The organism is Vibrio sp. Of7-15 (assembly GCF_022347565.1).
In the GTDB taxonomy this organism is placed as follows: domain Bacteria; phylum Pseudomonadota; class Gammaproteobacteria; order Enterobacterales; family Vibrionaceae; genus NORP241.
The window spans coordinates 82,492-101,071 of sequence record NZ_JAKRGH010000016.1 but is presented as its reverse complement, the minus strand read 5'-3'; the positions used below and the strand labels follow the sequence as shown (position 1 = coordinate 101,071).

Genomic DNA, 18,580 nt, shown 5'->3' with positions numbered 1-18,580 from the left:
GGATTTCAAGGATGGCAGATAGCCCAGTTTTAGCATTGGCTAAAGATATAATGAGTCGTGAATCAGTAACACCAGTAGACGCTGGCTGTCAGGATGTCATGATAGCTCGACTTAAAGCCATTGGTTTCACAATTGAACCAATGGTATTTGAAGACACGACCAACTTCTGGGCACGACGAGGCACGGAAGCTCCTTTATTTTGCTTTGCAGGCCATACTGATGTGGTGCCAGCTGGCCCTTTGGAGCAATGGCATACTCCACCATTTGAACCAACCGTAATCGATGATTACTTACATGGCCGTGGTGCGGCAGACATGAAGGGTTCATTGGCATGTATGGTTGTTGCGGTTGAACGCTTTATTGCTGAAAACCCAAATCATAAAGGCTCCATTGCATTTTTAATCACGTCAGACGAAGAAGGCCCATTCATTAATGGAACAACTCGTGTGGTTGATACATTAATGGAACGCAATGAACTGATTGATATGTGTATTGTTGGAGAGCCCTCCAGCACACATGCTGTTGGTGATGTGGTTAAGAATGGTCGCCGTGGCTCCATCACAGGTGATCTCGTCATTAAAGGAACTCAAGGCCACGTCGCTTACCCACAACTGGCCAACAACCCGATCCATCAAGCCTTACCAGCTCTAGCGGAACTGGCAGCAACCACATGGGACAATGGGAATGAATTCTTCCCACCAACCAGCTTTCAAATTCCAAACGTCGCCTCCGGTACAGGCGCTTCCAATGTGATCCCTGGTGAATTTAACGTTCAATTTAACTTCCGTTTCAGTACAGAAGTCACAGACACCGAGTTAAAACGCCGAGTACACTCGATCTTAGATGCTCACGGCTTAGATTACGATCTAAAATGGACGCTTAGTGGCCAGCCATTCCTAACAGGTACTGGTGATCTCCTCAACGCTGTCGTCGATGCAGTAAAAGAAGTAAACCACCAAAAGCCAGAACTGCTAACAACTGGCGGGACGTCTGATGGTCGTTTTATTGCTCAAATGGGTTCGCAAGTGATTGAACTTGGGCCTGTGAATGCCACGATTCATAAAGTGAACGAGTGCGTGAAGATTCCAGACTTAGAAAAGCTGACAGACATGTACCAAAAAGTGATGGAAAAGCTATTAGCATGATCCCATCTCAACTGATTGGCCGGGAAACTGGCCATTTAGCCCCTCTGGCACAGATTCCGAGTCGATTACTCCATACTAAAGTGCATCGGCCTTTTTTAGCCCTTCAAAGCGCAGCACAACAAGCCGGATTCGACTTGGCCATTGCCAGTAGTTTTCGTGACTTTGACCGTCAGCTGATGATATGGAATAACAAGTTTCATGGACTGAGGCCAATACTAAATAGCCAAAGCCAACCTCTTGATCCTACAACCCTAACAGAGAGTGAAAAGATTCATGCCATCATGCGCTGGTCTGCACTCCCTGGCGCAAGTCGACATCATTGGGGCACCGATTTAGACGTTTACGCAAAAAACTGTTTACCCAATGATATACAACTTCAGCTGGAGCCGTGGGAATATGAGACGGGCCATCAAGCAGAGTTTAGCCAATGGTTAAATGAACAAGCAGGCAAGTTTGACTTCTTTTTCCCTTATCAAAACGATCAGGGTGGAGTTGCACAAGAGCCATGGCACATCAGCTTTGCGCCTATCAGTCACACACTTCTACCCATGCTCACGCCTGAGCTTTTAGTTGATGCATGGCACAATACCGAACTTGCCGGAAAAACTCAGATACTTTCCGAACTGGATAAGCTTTATACTCGTTATATCACTAACATTTACGAGAATTGCAATGGAATTTCTGACTAACCCTTGGGTCATTATTGTGGTGGTATTGAGTGTGGTTATTGGTAATATCGCCGCCCTGAAATACACCGCCAACATGAAATTTGGCCAAATGGACAAAAAACGCAAAAGCGATGCTCAATCAGAAGAAGAAGGTAAGCCTGAAGACTCTGAACACAAGACAAAATAAAAGGGCGCATACAACATGCCCCCTTTCTAATCGTATTTAGTCAGTAAGTTCATACTGAATAAAGCGAATTACTCGGTAACGGTATTTGCTCGATCTACTGCAGCAGCTAATACCGGTGCCAAGCTGGTTAGCACCTCTTCGCTGACTGGTTTCCCCGCACCATCGGTAACATTAATTGAAGTTCGGTTACCTAAGTCCCCTAATAATAGGTTGTAGGTTTTTCCTTCAAATGCCAGTGGCTTAGTTCCAATTTCCTGCCAGAAGGCGTCATCTGGTGCACGGTATTTCACCTGAACCTGACCTTGAGATCGGTTACGCCCTTCCATTGTTAAACCCACTTTTGGCAACAAATCAGGTAAACGCTCCCAAAATACGTTGTAAGGTGCACGAGCAATAATCACAGGAAGACCACTTCGGTCTTGCCCCATACTGATTGGAATTTGCTTCACAAGTTCTTGCGCCCTTACACGAGCATCGTCACGAACTTGTTGATCATAGGCAGACGTCACTAAGTTCGTCATCAAAATATTATAACGTTCTTTGTTGGTCGCACTCACTGGCTGAACTTTGCCAGCTTCTTTCCAATCCACCAACGTTATTTTAAAACCATGACGTTTCGCTTGTTTCGTCTTTTCGATTACGTATCGGCTGCCAATTTCTGTGTCTTCATCTTCTGAGATCCAAGACACCCAATCGGTTTCGAGACGTGAATCGTCTTGACTACGTAACGGAATATTACGTTTGGCAATCAAATCCAAAGCGGTTTGCCAAACTTTAGTTAGTTCTTCTTCTTTCACTAACCAAAGCGTTACTTCACCATTTTGTAAGTCCGCTCTTGCACCAGGAATTAACTGCAATACCTGTTGAGGCGGCCTGATATCAACACCTGGCCCTAATTCACCATTAAAGTTACCTTCAGGAATGGCATAGAAAGAAGAGAACTCTACCTTCGATCCTTCCGGTTGATTCCAAACTTTGAATGGTGTGGTTTCCATGTAAGTGAAGTCTTGCTTGGCTTGTCTACGCTCTGTCGGGTTTCCTGAACATGCCGCTAAACTGACAGCCATAACAGAGGTAAGAACAAACCGATATTTGAATTTCATTTATGCTCCTGCTAATTACAACACACAGGCTTCTGCAAGGGCTTTTGCTACTTGCGGTTGTGCCGCTTCGCTTAATGTTGTTAATGGTAAACGGATGTCACCATGCTTCATTAAGCCAAGCTTGTGTACCGCCCATTTCACTGGGATTGGGTTTGACTCTACAAACAAATTCGTATGTAAAGGCATTAAACGTTCATTGATAACTCGTGCTTCCTCAATATTGCCAGCTAACGCAAGTTTAAACATGTTAGCCATATCAGCCGCTGCCACGTTCGATGTCACCGAAATCACACCATGGCCACCAGCCGCCACAAAATCTAAACCAGAAACATCATCACCGCTCAGTTGGATAAAATCTTTACCACAAAGTTCACGCGTTTTTTTAATACGAGATAAATCACCCGTCGCATCTTTTATTGCAACAATGTTGTCAAATTCAGATAAACGAGCCACTGTTTCTGGCAACATATCTACTGCAGTTCGGCCCGGTACATTATAAAGAATCTGAGGTAAGTCCGTTGCCTCTGAAATCGCTTTATAATGTAGGAATAAACCTTCTTGAGTTGGTTTATTGTAATATGGCGTGACACTTAGGCAGCCAGCTACACCAGAATCATGGAAAAGTTTACTAAAGGTGATGGCCTCATGAGTGGCATTGGCACCAGTGCCTGCGATGACAGGAATTCGGCCATCTGCAAATTCAAGCGTTTTCATGACAACTTTAACGTGTTCTTCTACACTTAATGTTGCAGATTCGCCTGTAGTACCAACGGCAACAATTCCATCTGTGCCTGCATTAACGTGATAATCCACTAGGGTCTTCAAACTTGCGTAATCTACTTCACCAGTCGTATCTAGTGGTGTTACCAATGCAACAATGCTTCCTGAGAACATGTACATCTCCCTTAATTTAATCAGTTCACCATGGTACGTTTCGGATTTAATAAAAACAAGCATACGAGCCCACATTACCGTCACGGAACCATGAATAATTACTCATACTTCTTTTTCTAGAAGTTATCAGAGTTTACAGAGCTGTGCTACCATGCAAAAAAGCATAAATAAAAGCCATAAAGTATGACTCATCACCTTGTTATTACCGCTATTGGAACCGATCGACCGGGTATCTCAAATCTCATTACACAATTAGTCACCAAAGCAGGCTGTAATATTGTCGATAGCCGCATCGAACTTTATGGCAGCGAATTTACTCTGATCATGCTGCTATCAGGAAACGCCAATGGCATTAGCCGAGTAGAGTCAACTTTGCCGCTAGTCAGCCAAGAGCATGAGTTGATCACCATCATGAAGCGAACTACGACGCACCATGAGCAGCCCTATACCTATTTATTAGAAATGCAGATTGAGTCAGCCGATAAGCCTGGTTTAACAGAACAATTCACCCAGTTCTTTGCCGACCGAAACATTGATATTGCTTCACTCAGCGCACAAACCATCACCGCTGACGAACATATCGGTTCGCAGCATCAATTTTTAATTCAAATTACCGCTAGGCTGCCTGAAGAGTGTCACCTAATGCAACTACAAGAAGAGTTTGAGCGTATTTGCGCCGAACTCAGTGTCACTGGTAGCTTAAACTTCATCAAAAACAGTCAGTAACCTTCTTTTTGGAGAAAGAATAATAATGAACACTTTAACTGCTGGTACACCAGCACCAGCCTTTTCATTGTTAGATCAAGACAACAACACCGTAACATTAGCCGACTTCGCTGGTAAAAAAGTCTTATTTTACTTCTACCCGAAAGCCATGACTCCAGGCTGTACTGTACAAGCACAAGGCCTTCGAGATATTAAAGCTGAGCTTGACAGCCATAATGTAGTCGTACTGGGCGTAAGTATTGATCCTGTAAAACGCTTAGGAAAGTTCATCGAACGTGATGATCTTAACTTCACTTTACTGTCTGATGAAGATCATGCTGCCGCTGATCAATTTGGCGTATGGGGTGAAAAGAAATTCATGGGTAAAGTGTACGATGGCTTACATCGCATCAGCTTCTTAATCAATGAAGAAGGTGTGATTGAAAAAGTGTTCAATAAATTTAAAACAAAAACACACCATGAAGTCGTGCTGGATTATTTGAATAACGGCGAATAAATCGTTATCCAATTAAACAATAAAAAGCGCCGCAATGTCTTATTGCGGCGCTTTTTATTGTTTAATTCGATAAACTGTCCACTAGGCCTTGGAATACTGATCTTCCCTAGCTGGCAACGCTTTCCATACTGCTTTTACTAATGTCGCTAAAGGAATGGCAAAGAAAACGCCCCAGAATCCCCATAAACCACCAAACACCAACACTGCCACAATAATCGCTACAGGATGTAGGTTCACTGCTTCTGAAAATAAAACAGGCACTAATACGTTACCGTCTAATGCTTGAATAATGGCATAGGCAAACAATAGCCAGTAAAATTCAGAGCTGAGCCCCCACTGAAACAGAGCCACAATAGCAACAGGTACTGTCACCGCGGCGGCCCCAATATAAGGGATCAAGACAGATAAGCCGACCGCTACACTCAACAGTACCGCATAGCGTAGGTCCATCACGGCAAACGTAACGTAACTCACACCGCCTACAATCATGATTTCAGTGACTTTGCCACGAATGTAATTTGAAATTTGCTCATTCATTTCAAACCAAACCTTCGCCGCCAAACGACGGTTTTGTGGCAAAATACCGCTAAGTGCTGTTAGCATCTCGTTTTTATCTTTTAATAAAAAGAAGATAAGCAGTGGCACTAAAATTAAATACACACCAAGAGCTGCCAAGCTTACTAGGGATGCCAATGACCCTTTGACAACACTTTCCCCCATGCCTAACACTTTGCTTTTCAATGTACTCATCATGGTTTCAACCAATTGAGGGTCAACCATTTCTGGATAGCGCTCAGGCAGACTGAAAACAAACTTTTGAAAACCGTTTAGCATGGAAGGCACATCATTGACTAAATTCCCTATTTGAGTCCAAATAGTCGGAACTAGGCCAAATAAAGCCATTAACATCAAACCGATAAAAATAATTAAAACAACAACAACAGAAATAGACCGAGGCAGCCCCACATTACAAAGGCGGGTTACAGGCCATTCGAGTAAATAAGCCAAGACGATCGCAACCAATAATGGGGCAATTAAATGACCAAAGAAATAAATCGTGACAAAGCCAACCACTAAGATGGCAACTAAGCTAACGGCATGTGGATCGGAAAAACGTCGTTGATACCAACGGCTGATCATTTCTAGCATAATGAATTACATCTTCTCTTTAGTCACAATTAATTCAAAACCGTGGTCATTTTGACTATTCACGATCACGACAAAGCCTTGTTGTAGAAAGTACGCGCTAATGTCTTTCTGCGAGCCAGCGTCTGAAATACAAATCTTGAGCGTTTCATTAACACCGAGTGTTGCCCCTTTTCTCTTCGCTAATAGAAGGGACATTGGACAACGTTCAGACGTTAAATCAAGAAGTTGGGTTTCCATTACTCAGCTCGACAGTTATTATCAAAAACAATATTGTAAATCACATAGCCACGACAAAAAAGAAACCTAACCAAGGATTTGTGGTCGAACCATTACAATCTACATTAAAAACTTAAATTATCTGGTACTACTAGACCAGAAAAACAAGAAAAGGTGCAGTGCTGTTTTCATGCTTAAATTTAAAAAAGCCCCCGTTTACCTATTATTGTCAGCGTTATTAAGCTCTGGTTTCAGTACCAGTGTGGCTGCTAATAGCTTAGATTTACCCGATATCGGAACAGCTGCTGCCGCGACACTTACTATCGATCAAGAGCTGGAGTATGGTGATGCTTACATGCGAATGTTACGCGCAAGCCAACCTGTCATCTCAGATCCCGTTTTAAACGAATACATTCAAGATTTAGGGCACCGCTTAGTTGCTAACGCCAACGATGTAAAAACGCCATTTAACTTTTTTATGATCCAAGATCGTAATATTAATGCGTTTGCGTTTTTTGGTGGTTATGTCGCCCTGCACTCTGGCCTATTTCTACACGCTCAAACTGAAAGTGAGCTCGCATCTGTTGTTGCCCACGAAATTGCCCACGTAACCCAACGCCATTTAGCTCGTAGCATGGAAGAACAAGCTCGCCGCTCTCCGGCAACCATGGCTGCTTTAATAGGCTCGCTCATTTTAGCTGTCGCCGCTCCTGAAGCTGGTATTGCCGCTATTCATGCCACAACAGCATCGTCCATGCAAAGCTCTATCAACTACACTCGTAGCAATGAAAAAGAAGCAGATAGATTTGGCATCAGTACATTAGCCAAAAGTGGTTTTGATACCAATGCCATGCCTCGATTCTTTGGTCGTCTAGCGGATCAGTACCGTTACGCCAGCACGCCGCCGCCTATGCTGCTGACCCACCCCTTACCAGAAGACCGTATCACCGACACTCGCTCTCGGGCTCAGCAATACAAGAGTAAAAAAGTCGCACCATCACTACGTTATCATTTGGCGAGAGCACGAATTGTGGCCCGCTATGCTGGCATTGAAAGCAGTGCCGCTCACGACTGGTTCGATCGTCAATTAAAAAAGGCCAGTGCTACGGTTAAGCCTTCTTTAGAATATGGTAAAGCGCTAGTGTACCTAGACGATAAGAAATTCGATGACGCCCAAAAAATCTTAGATAAGCTGTTAAAAGACAACCCCAACAATCGTTTTTATTTAGACGCAATAACCGATCTTGACTTATATCAAGAAAAATATGCCTCTGCGATTACACGATTAGAAAAAGCGTTAAAACAACAACCTCAAAACTCAGTGTTAATGATTAACTACGCCAATGCACTGCTTGAAAATAATCAAGCTCAGCAAGCCATTAAAACGTTACAGCAATACACCCATGAACGACCAAACGACACAACTGGCTGGTCATTGCTTGCCAAAGCATATGCGAATGCAGGCATCACCGATGGCGAATTGGCAGCCAGAGCTGAAATTTTTGCCTTAAAGGGCTTATGGAACAAATCCTTGCAAAACTACACGCAAGCTAGCCAACTAGCAGAGCTTGGGAGCTTAAATCAAGCTCGTTATGATGCTCGCATTGACCAATTACGAATCGCGCGAGATCGATTTTCAGCACTTTGATATTTAACGAATGATGCAGTTCCACTACAATGGAACTGCATTCTTTTAACAATATCGGAGACAGGTCATGTCTGTTGTCATTTACCACAACCCCCGCTGTTCAAAAAGCCGTCAAACATTGACTCTACTTGAAGCTCAAGACATCACACCAGAAGTAATTAAATATTTGGATACGCCACCAAGTGTGTCTGAGCTTAAGACGATTTATAGCCAACTTGGTTTTGAGTCTGTACGTGACATGATGCGTACTAAAGAAGATGTGTATAAAGAGCAAAACTTAGGTGATGAAAGCGTTTCAGATGATGCCTTATTTGAAGCAATGCATAACACACCAAAGCTAATTGAGCGTCCTATTGTTATTGCGAATAACAAAGCCAAATTAGGCCGACCACCAGAGCAAGTGCTGGATATTCTTTAATGCTCTCTATTGTTATTCTCTATTACAGCCGCCACGGAAGCACTCGCCGCCTTGCGCGTGCGATTGCCCGTGGTGTAGAGCAAGTCGAAGGCTGTGAAGCCAAAATACGAACGGTAGCTGAATTATCCACATCAGAAGGTTCTGAAGTTGACCCCATTGCTACCCTTGATGATCTTAAGCAGTGTTCAGCGCTAGCATTAGGCAGCCCTGTTTGGTTTGGTAACATGGCCGCCCCCTTGAAACATTTTTTAGATCAAACTACACCACTGTGGCTGGCTGGTGAGCTAGAAGGCAAACCAGCGTGTGTATTTACCTCGTCTTCCACCTTACATGGTGGCCAAGAAACAACCCTACAATCTATGATGTTGCCTTTACTTCATCACGGCATGTTGGTGATGGGTATCCCGTATTCCACTCCAGAATTACACACTAACGCCCATGGAGGGACCCCTTATGGCGCTTCGCACCACGCCGGAAATCCACAGGCTGGATTAGAGCAAGACGAACAAAAATTGGCGATCATATTAGGTAAACGACTTGCTGAACACGCCAAAAAACTGAGCCTATAAACCACCTTTGTCAGTCCAAGGAATCTACATGACAGAACTGAGCCCCAAGACTCAACAGTATCGCCGATTAGCCCTATTTAGCTATCTTTCATTGGTTGTTTGGGTCGTGCTATGGCACAGCGTGATCGCACCTCATTCACAAATCAATCCATTAGGCTTAACCATTGGTTGGCTAATACCACTACTTTTCCCACTACCGGGGATACTACGTGGAAAAGCCTATACTCACGCTTGGGCTAATTTCATATTAATGTTCTACTTTCTGCACGCCCTTACCATGATTTGGGTAGATGAAGGCGAAAGATTATTAGCCCTGGTGGAGTTAATCATCGTTTCTGCAGCCTTTGCTGGCAATACGCTCTACGCCAAATTCCGTGGACAAGAGCTTGGTCTAAAACTTCCCAAACTATCAACGGTTGAGAAGCAAGAAAAAGAGAAGTTTGACCAATCAAACTCTGACTAAAAACAAATAAAAAAGCCACGAAGAAATGCATCTTCGTGGCTTTTTCAAACAAACCTTAGCCAGGTTAAGAAACCCAGTGATACAAAGTTTGAGCAGACTCATTTGTATCGGTTGGCTCTTCCGTTGTGGGGGCCTCTAGTGAACCATCAACAGTGCCAGGTTCAACCAACAGCGTAGGCTCTTTATCATCTACTGGCTCCACATCCGTATAAGTTTGAACTGGTTGAATTCGAGAGTCTAGAAGCAGTTCACGCTGAAACTCTGTGGCATTGGTTAATAAACTCACCGAAAAAGTCACTTCATTGCCTTTCAACTGATTCACTTGCACGTTAGCAACAGAGCTTAATTTCTTAATCACCCCTTCAAGATGGAAAAAATCTTCTGGTGAGTTCACATCTAACACAGTGATCGTCACGCCTTCATCAGATTCTCCGCCTAATCTAACTGCATACTGCTTAGCAAAATAGTCACTAACCGTATTCATCATGGTTGCAATCGCATCGGCTTCAGAGCCTTGAGTTCTCCCCTCTATAGGCAAACGCTGGCTAGTTAACATAGAGGTCGGCTCATCATTAAACAGCTGCCAATAAAGTTTAACGTCACCACCCGCTAAACGTACCACTTTAGCGACTAAAACCGAATCAGATGGATAGCGAGAACTTGCTTCCGCGATAGGTCGAACAAAGCCACCCCATAGATCAGGTACACTTATCGCCGTAATGTCATCAAAATCTCCAACCGGAATACTAACAGGTAACCCACGTTGCTCGGCAGAGAAACGCACTTGTTTGGTCAATGTGCTACCCGACTGCTCCCAAATGATGCTGCGATCGTAGTTTTCTTCTTCAGCTAACCAAACAAGTAACACTGGGCGCTGCGATCCCCACAATGTTAGCTGTGCTTGTGTCAATAAGTTGTGAATCAGTTGATTATTAAAACCCAGAACTAAAGTACGCTTTCCTTGCCATTCACCGTACCCAAACTGTGAAATATACTGATTACTCTTAGCCAGCGCTTTTTGTATTACTTCATTTTTCGATACATTCCTTTGACCAGAAACTTTAATCAATACTTGCTCAAGTGCCTGACGACGAGCCAATTCTTCGGCATTTTTTCCAGCAGGCAGTACAACCTGAGCTTTATATAAGTCCACATTAGTCATTGCTTTTACAGGCAGAGCCAAAAGACAAAGCAATAAAAAAGCTAATCGCAGCATAGTACATCCACTATTCATTTAAATTCCCCCGATCATAAGCGCATATTTTATATGGGGCAAGCCATGCACTAGGGATTCCTATCCCAAGTTAATAAAGTGATAAATAAAATTCACTAAGGCTATTTAGTGTTTTTTATTTATCACTCCATTTTTAAGCTAAAGAGTCTTTAATAAGTTTGACCTATGCTGGTAGGCAAACGATTGCCATCAATGCTAGAATTCGCCGATTTTATTATTCCTATTTAAAATAACAATGGATACTTGCTCATGTTTAATGTACTGCAAGGCGCGCAGATGCTGTTTGTGGCCTTTGGCGCACTGGTTTTAGTTCCCCTTCTGACTGGGTTAGATCCCAATGTAGCTCTTTTTGGTGCGGGTATTGGTACTTTACTCTTTCAATTTATTACTCGCCGCTCGGTGCCTATCTTCTTAGCCTCATCTTTCGCTTTTATTGCACCGATTATGTATGGAACACAAACGTGGGGCATCCCCGCTACCATGGGCGGTTTAATGGCCGCTGGTATCATTTATGTTCTTATGGGAGCGGTAATCAAAGTACGAGGGGTAGAATTTATCCATAAAATTTTACCGCCAGTAGTGGTTGGCCCTGTCATCATGGTGATTGGCTTAGGTCTCGCACCTGTTGCTGTGAATATGGCGCTTGGTAAAACTGGCGATGGTGCCGTTCAACTTATCGATGCCGATTTGGCCCTATGGATTTCTTGTGCATCACTACTAACCACAATTGCGGTTAGTGTATTTGCTAAAGGCTTTTTTAAACTGCTGCCTATCGTCTCTGGTATTGCTGTGGGCTACGGCTTAAGCCTTGCATTTGGAGTCGTCGATTTTAGTGCCGTAGAACAAGCGCCTTGGTTTGCTCTGCCTAGTTTCACTGCCCCTGAATTTAACATTAACGCCATTTTATTTATGATCCCAGTCGCCATTGCTCCAGCCGTGGAACATGTTGGTGACATGCTGGCAATCTCAAACGTTACGGGTAAAAACTACCTTAAAAAACCAGGTCTACATCGCACTATTACAGGTGATGGCGTCGCAACTATTGCGGCCTCTATGGTTGGCGCACCACCAAATACTACCTACAGTGAAGTAACGGGTGCGGTAATGCTAACCAAAGCATTTAATCCTGTAATCATGACATGGGCTGCTGTCAGTGCCATTGTGCTTGCACTTGTTGCCAAGCTAGGTGCGACATTACAAACCATTCCTGTGCCTGTTATGGGCGGGATCATGATCCTACTCTTTGGCTCTATCGCAACGGTTGGCCTTAATACTCTGATCAAAAATAATGTCGATTTACATCAATCACGTAACCTGACCATTGTTGGTGTGACTTTAGTATTTGGTATTGGCGGCATGGCGTTTGGCATTGGTGAATTTAGCCTGCAAGGCGTGAGCTTATGTGGCATCGTAGCCATTGCCCTTAATTTAATTTTGCCAAAAGATCTGGGCGAAAATAAGGTGGTGGATCAAGCCCAAATGGAAGAAGAGATAAAATAAGCCTTTTCAAGCGTCATTAAAAAAGCCAACTCACGGAAGTTGGCTTTCATTATCCTTTCGCTCTGCTTATCTTTTAATACAAAGCAGAATCAAAATTATTTCGTACCGAAGATCTTATCACCAGCATCACCAAGGCCAGGGATGATGTAACCTTTATCATTCAGACACTCATCAACTGCTGCGGTGTAAAGCTCCACATCTGGGTGTGCTTTTTCTAGTGCTTCTAGGCCTTCAGGAGCAGCAACAAGCACTAAGATCTTAATCGACTTACAACCTTTCTCTTTTAATAGATCGATAGTTGCGATCATAGAGCCGCCTGTTGCAAGCATTGGATCAACAACAAGAGCTAAACGCTCATCAATGTTTGAAGCCAATTTGTGGAAGTATGGTACAGGCTCTAGTGTTTCTTCGTCGCGGTAAATGCCAACAACGCTAATACGTGCACTTGGGATGTGCTCTAAAACACCATCCATCATACCAAGGCCAGCACGAAGAATTGGCACAACTGTTACTTTTTTACCTTTGATTTGGTCTACTTCTACTGGACCATTCCAGCCATCAATAGTTACTTTTTCTGTTTCAAAATCCGCAGTTGCTTCGTAAGTTAAAAGGCTACCCACTTCTGTTGCCAGCTCACGAAAACGTTTTGTGCTGATATCAGCCTCACGCATCAGACCAATTTTATGCTTAACCAGTGGGTGTTTCACTTCTACAATCTTCATATCGGACTCCGGCCCAAATTAATCAAAACCGAAAAATTATACCTTATTCCTTTTGATTTGTGGCGATATTATTGCTGTGTTTTTTTATTACAATAAGCGACGCAAACGTTTTCCTTTTTCTATCATCTGCTGTTAGAATAGCGCCGATTTTTCAAATCCAACCTATGCCGAGGTAAACCCGTGAGTGGTAACAACGCTTCTTTGAGTTATAAAGACGCTGGTGTCGATATTGACGCTGGTAATGCATTAGTAGACCGTATTAAGGGTGCCGTTAAGCGCACTCGTCGCCCTGAAGTAATGGGTGGTATTGGTGGCTTTGGTGCCCTATGTGAACTTCCAACCAAATACAAAGAACCTGTATTGGTTTCAGGTACGGATGGGGTAGGTACTAAACTTCGCCTTGCTTTGGATATGAAAAAGCACGACACCATTGGTATCGATTTAGTGGCTATGTGTGTGAACGATCTGATTGTTCAAGGTGCAGAACCATTATTCTTCCTAGATTACTACGCGACAGGTAAGCTAGACGTAGATACGGCAGCAGACGTTGTTTCTGGTATTGCGGAAGGCTGTGTTCAATCTGGTTGTGCACTTATCGGCGGTGAAACAGCTGAAATGCCAGGTATGTACGAAGGTGAAGACTACGATGTGGCTGGCTTTTGTGTTGGCGTAGTAGAAAAAGCAGACATCATCGACGGTACAAAAGTAGCAGCAGGTGATGCACTTATCGCTGTTGGCTCAAGTGGCCCACACTCAAACGGTTACTCACTTATTCGTAAAGTACTGGAAGTATCTGGTGCTGATAAGAATGAAGAGCTAGAAGGTCGCACCATTGGTGAACACTTACTGGAACCAACCAAAATTTACATCAAATCAGCCCTTAAAATGATTGCAGAGCATGATATTCACGCTATCTCGCACATTACAGGTGGTGGTTTCTGGGAAAATATCCCTCGTGTCCTTCCTGAAGGGACCAAAGCAGTGATTGACGGTAAGAGCTGGGAATGGCCTGCTATCTTTAACTGGCTACAAGAGAAAGGCAACGTGGAAACATTCGAAATGTACCGCACTTTCAACTGTGGCGTAGGCCTTGTCATTGCTCTTCCTAAAGAGCAAGCTGAAGCAGCAGTTGAGCTACTAAAAGCAGAAGGCGAAAATACTTGGGTGATTGGTGAAATTGCCAATGCCGAAGCAGGTGAAGAACAAGTAGAAATTAACTAAGCAAATACCTTGCTTCGGTTAAATAAAATGAGGGCTCTTGAGTCCTCATTTTGCTATTTACACAGCATAAAACCATAGTAAAGATAAGTATATTACTCAATACGTTAACGTTTAATCAGAGAATTTGGTCTGCACCATATGAAAAATATTGTTGTTTTAGTTTCTGGTAGCGGCAGTAATTTACAAGCGATCTTAGACGCCTGTAACACCAACATTGATGTGGCAAAAGTAAGCGCTGTTTTTTCCAATAAAGAAGATGCCTTTGGATTACAACGCGCTCGTGACGAACACATTCCAGCGCACTTCATTAACCCGAAAGACTTCGATTCACGAGACGATTTCGATTTAGAGCTAATGAATCAAATTGATCGCTATCAACCTGATCTGATTGTTCTTGCTGGCTACATGCGCATTCTAAGTGGAGAGTTTGTTAATCACTACATGGGTAGAATGATCAATGTTCATCCATCGTTACTGCCTAAATATACGGGCCTTAATACCCATCAACGCGCCATTGATGCCAAAGATTCAGAACACGGCACCAGTGTTCACTTCGTAACCGAAGAGCTCGATGGTGGGCCTGTTATTTTACAAGCAAAAGTGCCTGTATTTGAAGAAGATGACGCCCAAACTCTGGCAGCTCGTGTACTGACTCAAGAGCATAAAATTTACCCTCTTGTGACAAAATGGTTTGTCGAAGAACGTCTTGTAATGGAAGAAGGACAAGCCGTGTTAGATGGCAACGTTCTCGGCCTCCACGGCTACGCTGAAGAATAGTGTCACGGCCTCGCCTACATATAAACAAAAAAGAGCTGACGATAAATCAGCTCTTTTCGTATAACCATGTAAGAGGAATTACTCAAGGGGTTCCGTCGGTGCCTGACTTGCCACTTTCTTCGGCGCAAATGCCACATGACTAAGTGCTTCTTTGTTCCCGTCAATCAATTCACCGAAGTGAAACAACGCAAACTCTCCTGGTTTCATGCGTGACCAAGTTTCGTTGTCTGTTAAAGGCTGAGTAGCCACCACTGAAACCACATCATTAGGTGTCGTTTCTTCTTGGAAGTTAATCTCAACATCTTCATCGATTAAACTGGCTTTACCAAAAGGTGCACGGCGGGTGATCCAGTAAAGGTGGTTTGTGCAGTAAATCATCACATACTCACCATCGCTTAGCAGCATATTAAAGACCCCCTTTTCTCTCAATACATCACAACACTCTGCGACGTACCGAAACATGCCCTCCATGTCTTGTGGAGGCTCAGGGTAACGATCTTCTAATTGCTTAATCAACCAACAAAAAGACAATTCGCTGTCGGTCTGACCAACAGGGCGAAATCGCCCACTGTCCAGATCATCGTAATCCGTCAATTGCCCATTGTGCGCGAAAGTCCAGTAACGCCCCCAAAGCTCTCTGGTAAACGGATGGGTGTTTTCAAGGTTAACCCCACCCCGATTCGCCTGCCTTATATGGCTAACAACCGCACAACTCTTTATTGGATAATGCTGAACTAATTCTGCAATTTTAGATTCACAACTCGGCTTTGGGTCTTTAAAAGTCCGGAATCCTTTTTCTTCATAAAAAGTGATCCCCCAGCCGTCACGGTGCGGACCTGTATTACCGCCACGTTGTATTAAGCCTGTAAAGCTAAAACAGATATCAGTTGGCACATTGGCGCTCATTCCGAGCAATTCACACATATCCGGTTGTACTCCTTGTTACTTCTTGCCGTTTTAGGCTTCCATCTCTTTTTCAATCAGCTGAATAATAATATGGATGATTTTGATGTGGATTTCCTGGATACGATCAGCATAGCCAAAGTGTGGTACGCGGATCTCAATATCAGCCAAACCCGCCATCTTACCGCCATCTTTGCCCGTAAGCGCGATGGTCGTCATTCCTTTCTCTTTCGCAGCTTCAATTGCGTTAAGAATATTACCAGAGTTACCTGATGTTGACAGCCCAAACAGTACATCGCCCGCTGAACCTACCGCTTGTGTGTAACGAGAAAATACGTGCTCGTAACCAAAGTCATTACTCACACACGATAGATGACTCGGATCTGAAATAGCAATACCAGGGTAACCTGGGCGATTATCGCGATAGCGACCTGTTAGCTCTTCAGCAAAATGCATGGCATCACAATGGGAGCCACCATTACCACAAGACAGTACTTTACCGCCTTTTTTGAAAGAATCTGCAATCATTTTAGCTGCTGCTTCAATGTTAGCGAGGTTATCGTTATCACTTAAAAAGGCATTAAGAACATCAGCAGCTTCTGTGAGCTCAGAACGAATCAGATCTTGGTACATGGCAATATCTCTTTATTTATTATTAATGAACAGGCATGCCTTTACATGCCCATATCAAGCCTTATTGCAGTTTACATAGAAAGAGGAGAAGGTGTCGATACTGAAACTCGATTATCCGCTCTGATTGCTGAAAGATGATGCGTAAATTGTGCATCGGATTCACATAATGTCACATTAGGTAAACTCTCCCAGCCAATACGCTGCACTTTTAACCATAATTCAGAAGATAAATTACACACCAAAATCCGTGCATGCGATAGCTGATCCATCGCTTCCTGAATGGCATTTAACGCACTAATATCAATTGCGGTTACCTTTTCCATATCAAAAATGATCACTTGGGCAGATTTAGGCGTGTCATCAACCAACTGTTTTATCTTATCGCAAGCTGCAAAAAATAAGGGCCCCTCTAAGTAATGATAAACCATAGATTCATGTTCAATGTCCGCTGGAACAGTGCTGTGTGCTGCTGTTAATGCCAGTACTCGCTGAATAAACAATACACCTGCTAATGCTATTCCTACGGCAACCGCAACAACCATATCAAAGGCGACGGTTAGGCTAAAACACACCAATAGCACGATCACATCTCGGCGAGGGGCGGTTTTGATCAGTTTTACAAAATGAGGCGCTTCAGACATATTCCAAGCCACCATAATTAATAAACCTGCCAGCCCGGCCATTGGGATATAGGCCAGCACAGGAGCTAATATCAGCATTGCAATTAATACAAATACCGCGTGGATCATGGCTGATATGGGTGACACGCCCCCTGCTCTAATGTTCGTTGCTGTTCGGGCAATCGCCGCAGTAGCAGGAATAGCACCAAATAAAGGCGCAATCATATTCCCTAAACCTTGAGCCACCAGCTCTGAATCCGAATCATGCCGAGTTTTGGTCATGCCATCAGCCACAACAGCACATAATAAAGATTCAATGGCCCCCAATAACGCAATGGCAATGGATGCAGGCAATAACTGATAAATCAGCCCCCAGCTCAACTCAATATCTTGCCATGGTAATGAGAGTTCAGGTAATTGCTGAGGGATACCTCGACCAAAAACCCCATCAATCACATAATGAAATTTATCCCCTATGGTCGTAGCCATCGCCCAAGAAGAGTTGTTAATAATGGCAGCTAAAACCGTTGCAACAAGCAGCGCCATTACATGGGGTGGCACCTTACTGCACATAATAAAGCTCACAATAGTAAGCAAGCCGATCACAGCGTCTGCGTAATTAATACTCGGCAAAGCATTAACATAGCTGAAAACTTTATCGAAAAAGTGAATAGGCGAAGACATGAGAGTTAACCCAAGAAGATCTTTTAACTGCAAGAACGCAATCACAAAGCCAATACCTGCCGTAAAACCAATCGTTACAGGATAAGGTACAAAACGGATCACACGCCCGAGCTTAAGCATTCCCATTAGTGCCAACCACATGCCCGACATCATAGTGGCGATCAATAACCCACTTAAACCAAAGTGCTCAGTAATAGGCAATAAAATAACCACAAAAGCCGCGGTAGGGCCTGTGATATTAAAACGAGAACCACCAAACAAAGCGACTAAGAAACCAGCAACAATCACCGTATATAAACCATGCTGTGGCGGTACTCCAATAGCGATAGCTAAAGCCATACCAAGTGGTATTGCCACCACGCCCACTGTCATCCCTGAAACGATATCTTTCCGTAATAATGCAAGTGAATAACCAGATTTCATCACCTGACGTAATGAATAGCATAACGACACAACCTACTCCTAATAAAAAAGAACGGGCAACCCCTCCACGCGATAAGAAGCGGTAGAGTAAGGTTGTCATATGACAGCAATTACAAAATTTGTCGTCCCAAGAAGAGATTTCAACCAAGCGGTAAAAACAGGGAAAGGCAACTAATGAGCT

At 43.5% G+C, this 18,580-nt stretch carries 21 protein-coding genes; 12 read left to right on the top strand and 9 right to left on the bottom strand.

The features are described 5' to 3' along the window. The first annotated feature begins 11 nt into the window (after nt 1-11). From dapE to MHO82_RS16320, 3 genes are read left to right on the top strand one after another with little or no spacing between them, the layout of a single operon-like run. Nucleotides 12-1,145, top strand: coding sequence for a succinyl-diaminopimelate desuccinylase (gene dapE / locus MHO82_RS16330; protein WP_239185373.1), 1,134 nt, complete (start codon nt 12-14; stop codon nt 1,143-1,145). Next, the gene (locus tag MHO82_RS16325; protein WP_239185371.1) at nt 1,142-1,834 is read left to right on the top strand and encodes a M15 family metallopeptidase; all 693 of its coding nucleotides are present in this window, start codon (nt 1,142-1,144) and stop codon (nt 1,832-1,834) included. Before dapE ends, MHO82_RS16325 begins: the two co-directional genes overlap by 4 nt. Next, complete coding sequence (locus MHO82_RS16320; RefSeq protein ID WP_239185369.1) at nt 1,818-2,000, top strand: DUF2897 family protein; 183 nt, start codon at nt 1,818-1,820, stop codon at nt 1,998-2,000. The genes MHO82_RS16325 and MHO82_RS16320 overlap by 17 nt, the downstream gene beginning before the upstream one ends. 68 nt (nt 2,001-2,068) lie before the next feature. On the opposite strand, the gene bamC is transcribed toward MHO82_RS16320, so the two are convergent. Both bamC and dapA read right to left on the bottom strand, forming a co-directional pair. Then, on the bottom strand, nt 2,069-3,103 hold the full coding sequence (bamC, locus tag MHO82_RS16315) for an outer membrane protein assembly factor BamC (protein ID WP_239185367.1): 1,035 nt from the start codon (nt 3,101-3,103) through the stop codon (nt 2,069-2,071). Between the two features lie 15 nt (nt 3,104-3,118). Then, a complete protein-coding gene (gene dapA, locus MHO82_RS16310) occupies nt 3,119-3,997 on the bottom strand; it encodes a 4-hydroxy-tetrahydrodipicolinate synthase (protein WP_239185365.1) in 879 nt (292 codons plus the stop codon). Between the two features lie 183 nt (nt 3,998-4,180). Here dapA and MHO82_RS16305 point away from each other — a divergent pair, with 183 nt between their 5' ends. Further along, nucleotides 4,181-4,723, top strand: coding sequence for a glycine cleavage system protein R (locus tag MHO82_RS16305; RefSeq protein WP_239185363.1), 543 nt, complete (start codon nt 4,181-4,183; stop codon nt 4,721-4,723). 25 nt (nt 4,724-4,748) lie between these two features. Then, nucleotides 4,749-5,219 (top strand): thioredoxin-dependent thiol peroxidase, encoded by a 471-nt coding sequence (gene bcp, locus MHO82_RS16300; RefSeq protein ID WP_239185361.1) that lies wholly within the window; start codon nt 4,749-4,751, stop codon nt 5,217-5,219. An 81-nt stretch (nt 5,220-5,300) separates the two neighbouring features. Here the strand turns inward: bcp and MHO82_RS16295 are convergent, their stop codons facing one another. Both MHO82_RS16295 and MHO82_RS16290 read right to left on the bottom strand, forming a co-directional pair. After that, complete coding sequence (locus MHO82_RS16295; protein ID WP_239185359.1) at nt 5,301-6,368, bottom strand: AI-2E family transporter; 1,068 nt, start codon at nt 6,366-6,368, stop codon at nt 5,301-5,303. A gap of 6 nt (nt 6,369-6,374) precedes the next feature. Beyond that, nucleotides 6,375-6,605: a sulfurtransferase TusA family protein gene (locus MHO82_RS16290; RefSeq protein WP_239185357.1), complete on the bottom strand. Its 231-nt coding sequence runs from the start codon at nt 6,603-6,605 to the stop codon at nt 6,375-6,377. A gap of 169 nt (nt 6,606-6,774) precedes the next feature. Between MHO82_RS16290 and MHO82_RS16285 the strand changes: the two genes are divergently transcribed. The 4 genes from MHO82_RS16285 to MHO82_RS16270 all read left to right on the top strand — a co-directional run bounded on the left by MHO82_RS16285 (nt 6,775) and on the right by MHO82_RS16270 (nt 9,682). After that, nucleotides 6,775-8,232: a M48 family metallopeptidase gene (locus tag MHO82_RS16285; RefSeq protein WP_239185355.1), complete on the top strand. Its 1,458-nt coding sequence runs from the start codon at nt 6,775-6,777 to the stop codon at nt 8,230-8,232. Between the two features lie 67 nt (nt 8,233-8,299). Beyond that, nucleotides 8,300-8,650 (top strand): arsenate reductase (glutaredoxin), encoded by a 351-nt coding sequence (arsC, locus tag MHO82_RS16280; RefSeq protein WP_239185353.1) that lies wholly within the window; start codon nt 8,300-8,302, stop codon nt 8,648-8,650. Beyond that, nucleotides 8,650-9,219: an NAD(P)H:quinone oxidoreductase gene (gene wrbA, locus MHO82_RS16275; protein WP_239185351.1), complete on the top strand. Its 570-nt coding sequence runs from the start codon at nt 8,650-8,652 to the stop codon at nt 9,217-9,219. The genes arsC and wrbA overlap by 1 nt, the downstream gene beginning before the upstream one ends. 28 nt (nt 9,220-9,247) lie before the next feature. Continuing rightward, complete coding sequence (locus tag MHO82_RS16270) at nt 9,248-9,682, top strand: DUF2069 domain-containing protein (RefSeq protein ID WP_239185349.1); 435 nt, start codon at nt 9,248-9,250, stop codon at nt 9,680-9,682. 64 nt (nt 9,683-9,746) lie between these two features. On the opposite strand, the gene MHO82_RS16265 is transcribed toward MHO82_RS16270, so the two are convergent. Beyond that, complete coding sequence (locus MHO82_RS16265) at nt 9,747-10,898, bottom strand: DUF2066 domain-containing protein (protein ID WP_239185347.1); 1,152 nt, start codon at nt 10,896-10,898, stop codon at nt 9,747-9,749. A gap of 267 nt (nt 10,899-11,165) precedes the next feature. On the opposite strand from MHO82_RS16265, the gene MHO82_RS16260 reads away from it, so the two are divergent. Next, nucleotides 11,166-12,416 (top strand): uracil-xanthine permease family protein, encoded by a 1,251-nt coding sequence (locus MHO82_RS16260; protein WP_239185345.1) that lies wholly within the window; start codon nt 11,166-11,168, stop codon nt 12,414-12,416. 95 nt (nt 12,417-12,511) lie between these two features. On the opposite strand, the gene upp is transcribed toward MHO82_RS16260, so the two are convergent. Beyond that, nucleotides 12,512-13,138, bottom strand: a complete 627-nt coding sequence (gene upp / locus MHO82_RS16255) for a uracil phosphoribosyltransferase (protein ID WP_239185343.1) — start codon at nt 13,136-13,138, stop codon at nt 12,512-12,514. Nucleotides 13,139-13,318: 180 nt separating this feature from the next. On the opposite strand from upp, the gene purM reads away from it, so the two are divergent. Further along, nucleotides 13,319-14,359 carry a phosphoribosylformylglycinamidine cyclo-ligase gene (gene purM / locus MHO82_RS16250; protein WP_239185341.1) on the top strand — a complete coding sequence of 347 codons (1,041 nt, stop codon included), beginning with the start codon at nt 13,319-13,321 and terminating at the stop codon, nt 14,357-14,359. Between the two features lie 138 nt (nt 14,360-14,497). Next, nucleotides 14,498-15,136, top strand: coding sequence for a phosphoribosylglycinamide formyltransferase (gene purN / locus MHO82_RS16245; RefSeq protein ID WP_239185339.1), 639 nt, complete (start codon nt 14,498-14,500; stop codon nt 15,134-15,136). A gap of 78 nt (nt 15,137-15,214) precedes the next feature. Here the strand turns inward: purN and MHO82_RS16240 are convergent, their stop codons facing one another. From MHO82_RS16240 to dauA, 3 genes are all read right to left on the bottom strand, one after another. Then, the gene (locus tag MHO82_RS16240; protein ID WP_239185337.1) at nt 15,215-16,060 is read right to left on the bottom strand and encodes a class II glutamine amidotransferase; all 846 of its coding nucleotides are present in this window, start codon (nt 16,058-16,060) and stop codon (nt 15,215-15,217) included. Nucleotides 16,061-16,093: 33 nt separating this feature from the next. After that, complete coding sequence (gene lpcA, locus MHO82_RS16235; protein ID WP_239185335.1) at nt 16,094-16,672, bottom strand: D-sedoheptulose 7-phosphate isomerase; 579 nt, start codon at nt 16,670-16,672, stop codon at nt 16,094-16,096. 71 nt (nt 16,673-16,743) lie between these two features. After that, nucleotides 16,744-18,429, bottom strand: coding sequence for a C4-dicarboxylic acid transporter DauA (gene dauA / locus MHO82_RS16230; RefSeq protein ID WP_239185333.1), 1,686 nt, complete (start codon nt 18,427-18,429; stop codon nt 16,744-16,746). Between the last annotated feature and the right edge of the window lie 151 nt (nt 18,430-18,580).

Excerpts from the sequence above, each read along its gene's own strand:
- MHO82_RS16295 (WP_239185359.1), bottom strand. The coding sequence starts at position 6,368 with ATGCTAGAAATGATCAGCCGTTGGTATCAACGACGTTTTTCCGATCCA.
- wrbA (WP_239185351.1), top strand. The coding sequence starts at position 8,650 with ATGCTCTCTATTGTTATTCTCTATTACAGCCGCCACGGAAGCACTCGC.
- dapE (WP_239185373.1), top strand. The coding sequence starts at position 12 with ATGGCAGATAGCCCAGTTTTAGCATTGGCTAAAGATATAATGAGTCGT.
- bamC (WP_239185367.1), bottom strand. The coding sequence starts at position 3,103 with ATGAAATTCAAATATCGGTTTGTTCTTACCTCTGTTATGGCTGTCAGT.
- MHO82_RS16305 (WP_239185363.1), top strand. The coding sequence starts at position 4,181 with ATGACTCATCACCTTGTTATTACCGCTATTGGAACCGATCGACCGGGT.
- lpcA (WP_239185335.1), bottom strand. The coding sequence starts at position 16,672 with ATGTACCAAGATCTGATTCGTTCTGAGCTCACAGAAGCTGCTGATGTT.
- MHO82_RS16320 (WP_239185369.1), top strand. The coding sequence starts at position 1,818 with ATGGAATTTCTGACTAACCCTTGGGTCATTATTGTGGTGGTATTGAGT.
- MHO82_RS16240 (WP_239185337.1), bottom strand. The coding sequence starts at position 16,060 with ATGTGTGAATTGCTCGGAATGAGCGCCAATGTGCCAACTGATATCTGT.
- MHO82_RS16325 (WP_239185371.1), top strand. The coding sequence starts at position 1,142 with ATGATCCCATCTCAACTGATTGGCCGGGAAACTGGCCATTTAGCCCCT.
- bcp (WP_239185361.1), top strand. The coding sequence starts at position 4,749 with ATGAACACTTTAACTGCTGGTACACCAGCACCAGCCTTTTCATTGTTA.
- upp (WP_239185343.1), bottom strand. The coding sequence starts at position 13,138 with ATGAAGATTGTAGAAGTGAAACACCCACTGGTTAAGCATAAAATTGGT.
- MHO82_RS16290 (WP_239185357.1), bottom strand. The coding sequence starts at position 6,605 with ATGGAAACCCAACTTCTTGATTTAACGTCTGAACGTTGTCCAATGTCC.
- MHO82_RS16260 (WP_239185345.1), top strand. The coding sequence starts at position 11,166 with ATGTTTAATGTACTGCAAGGCGCGCAGATGCTGTTTGTGGCCTTTGGC.
- MHO82_RS16285 (WP_239185355.1), top strand. The coding sequence starts at position 6,775 with ATGCTTAAATTTAAAAAAGCCCCCGTTTACCTATTATTGTCAGCGTTA.
- arsC (WP_239185353.1), top strand. The coding sequence starts at position 8,300 with ATGTCTGTTGTCATTTACCACAACCCCCGCTGTTCAAAAAGCCGTCAA.
- dapA (WP_239185365.1), bottom strand. The coding sequence starts at position 3,997 with ATGTTCTCAGGAAGCATTGTTGCATTGGTAACACCACTAGATACGACT.
- MHO82_RS16270 (WP_239185349.1), top strand. The coding sequence starts at position 9,248 with ATGACAGAACTGAGCCCCAAGACTCAACAGTATCGCCGATTAGCCCTA.
- MHO82_RS16265 (WP_239185347.1), bottom strand. The coding sequence starts at position 10,898 with ATGCTGCGATTAGCTTTTTTATTGCTTTGTCTTTTGGCTCTGCCTGTA.
- purN (WP_239185339.1), top strand. The coding sequence starts at position 14,498 with ATGAAAAATATTGTTGTTTTAGTTTCTGGTAGCGGCAGTAATTTACAA.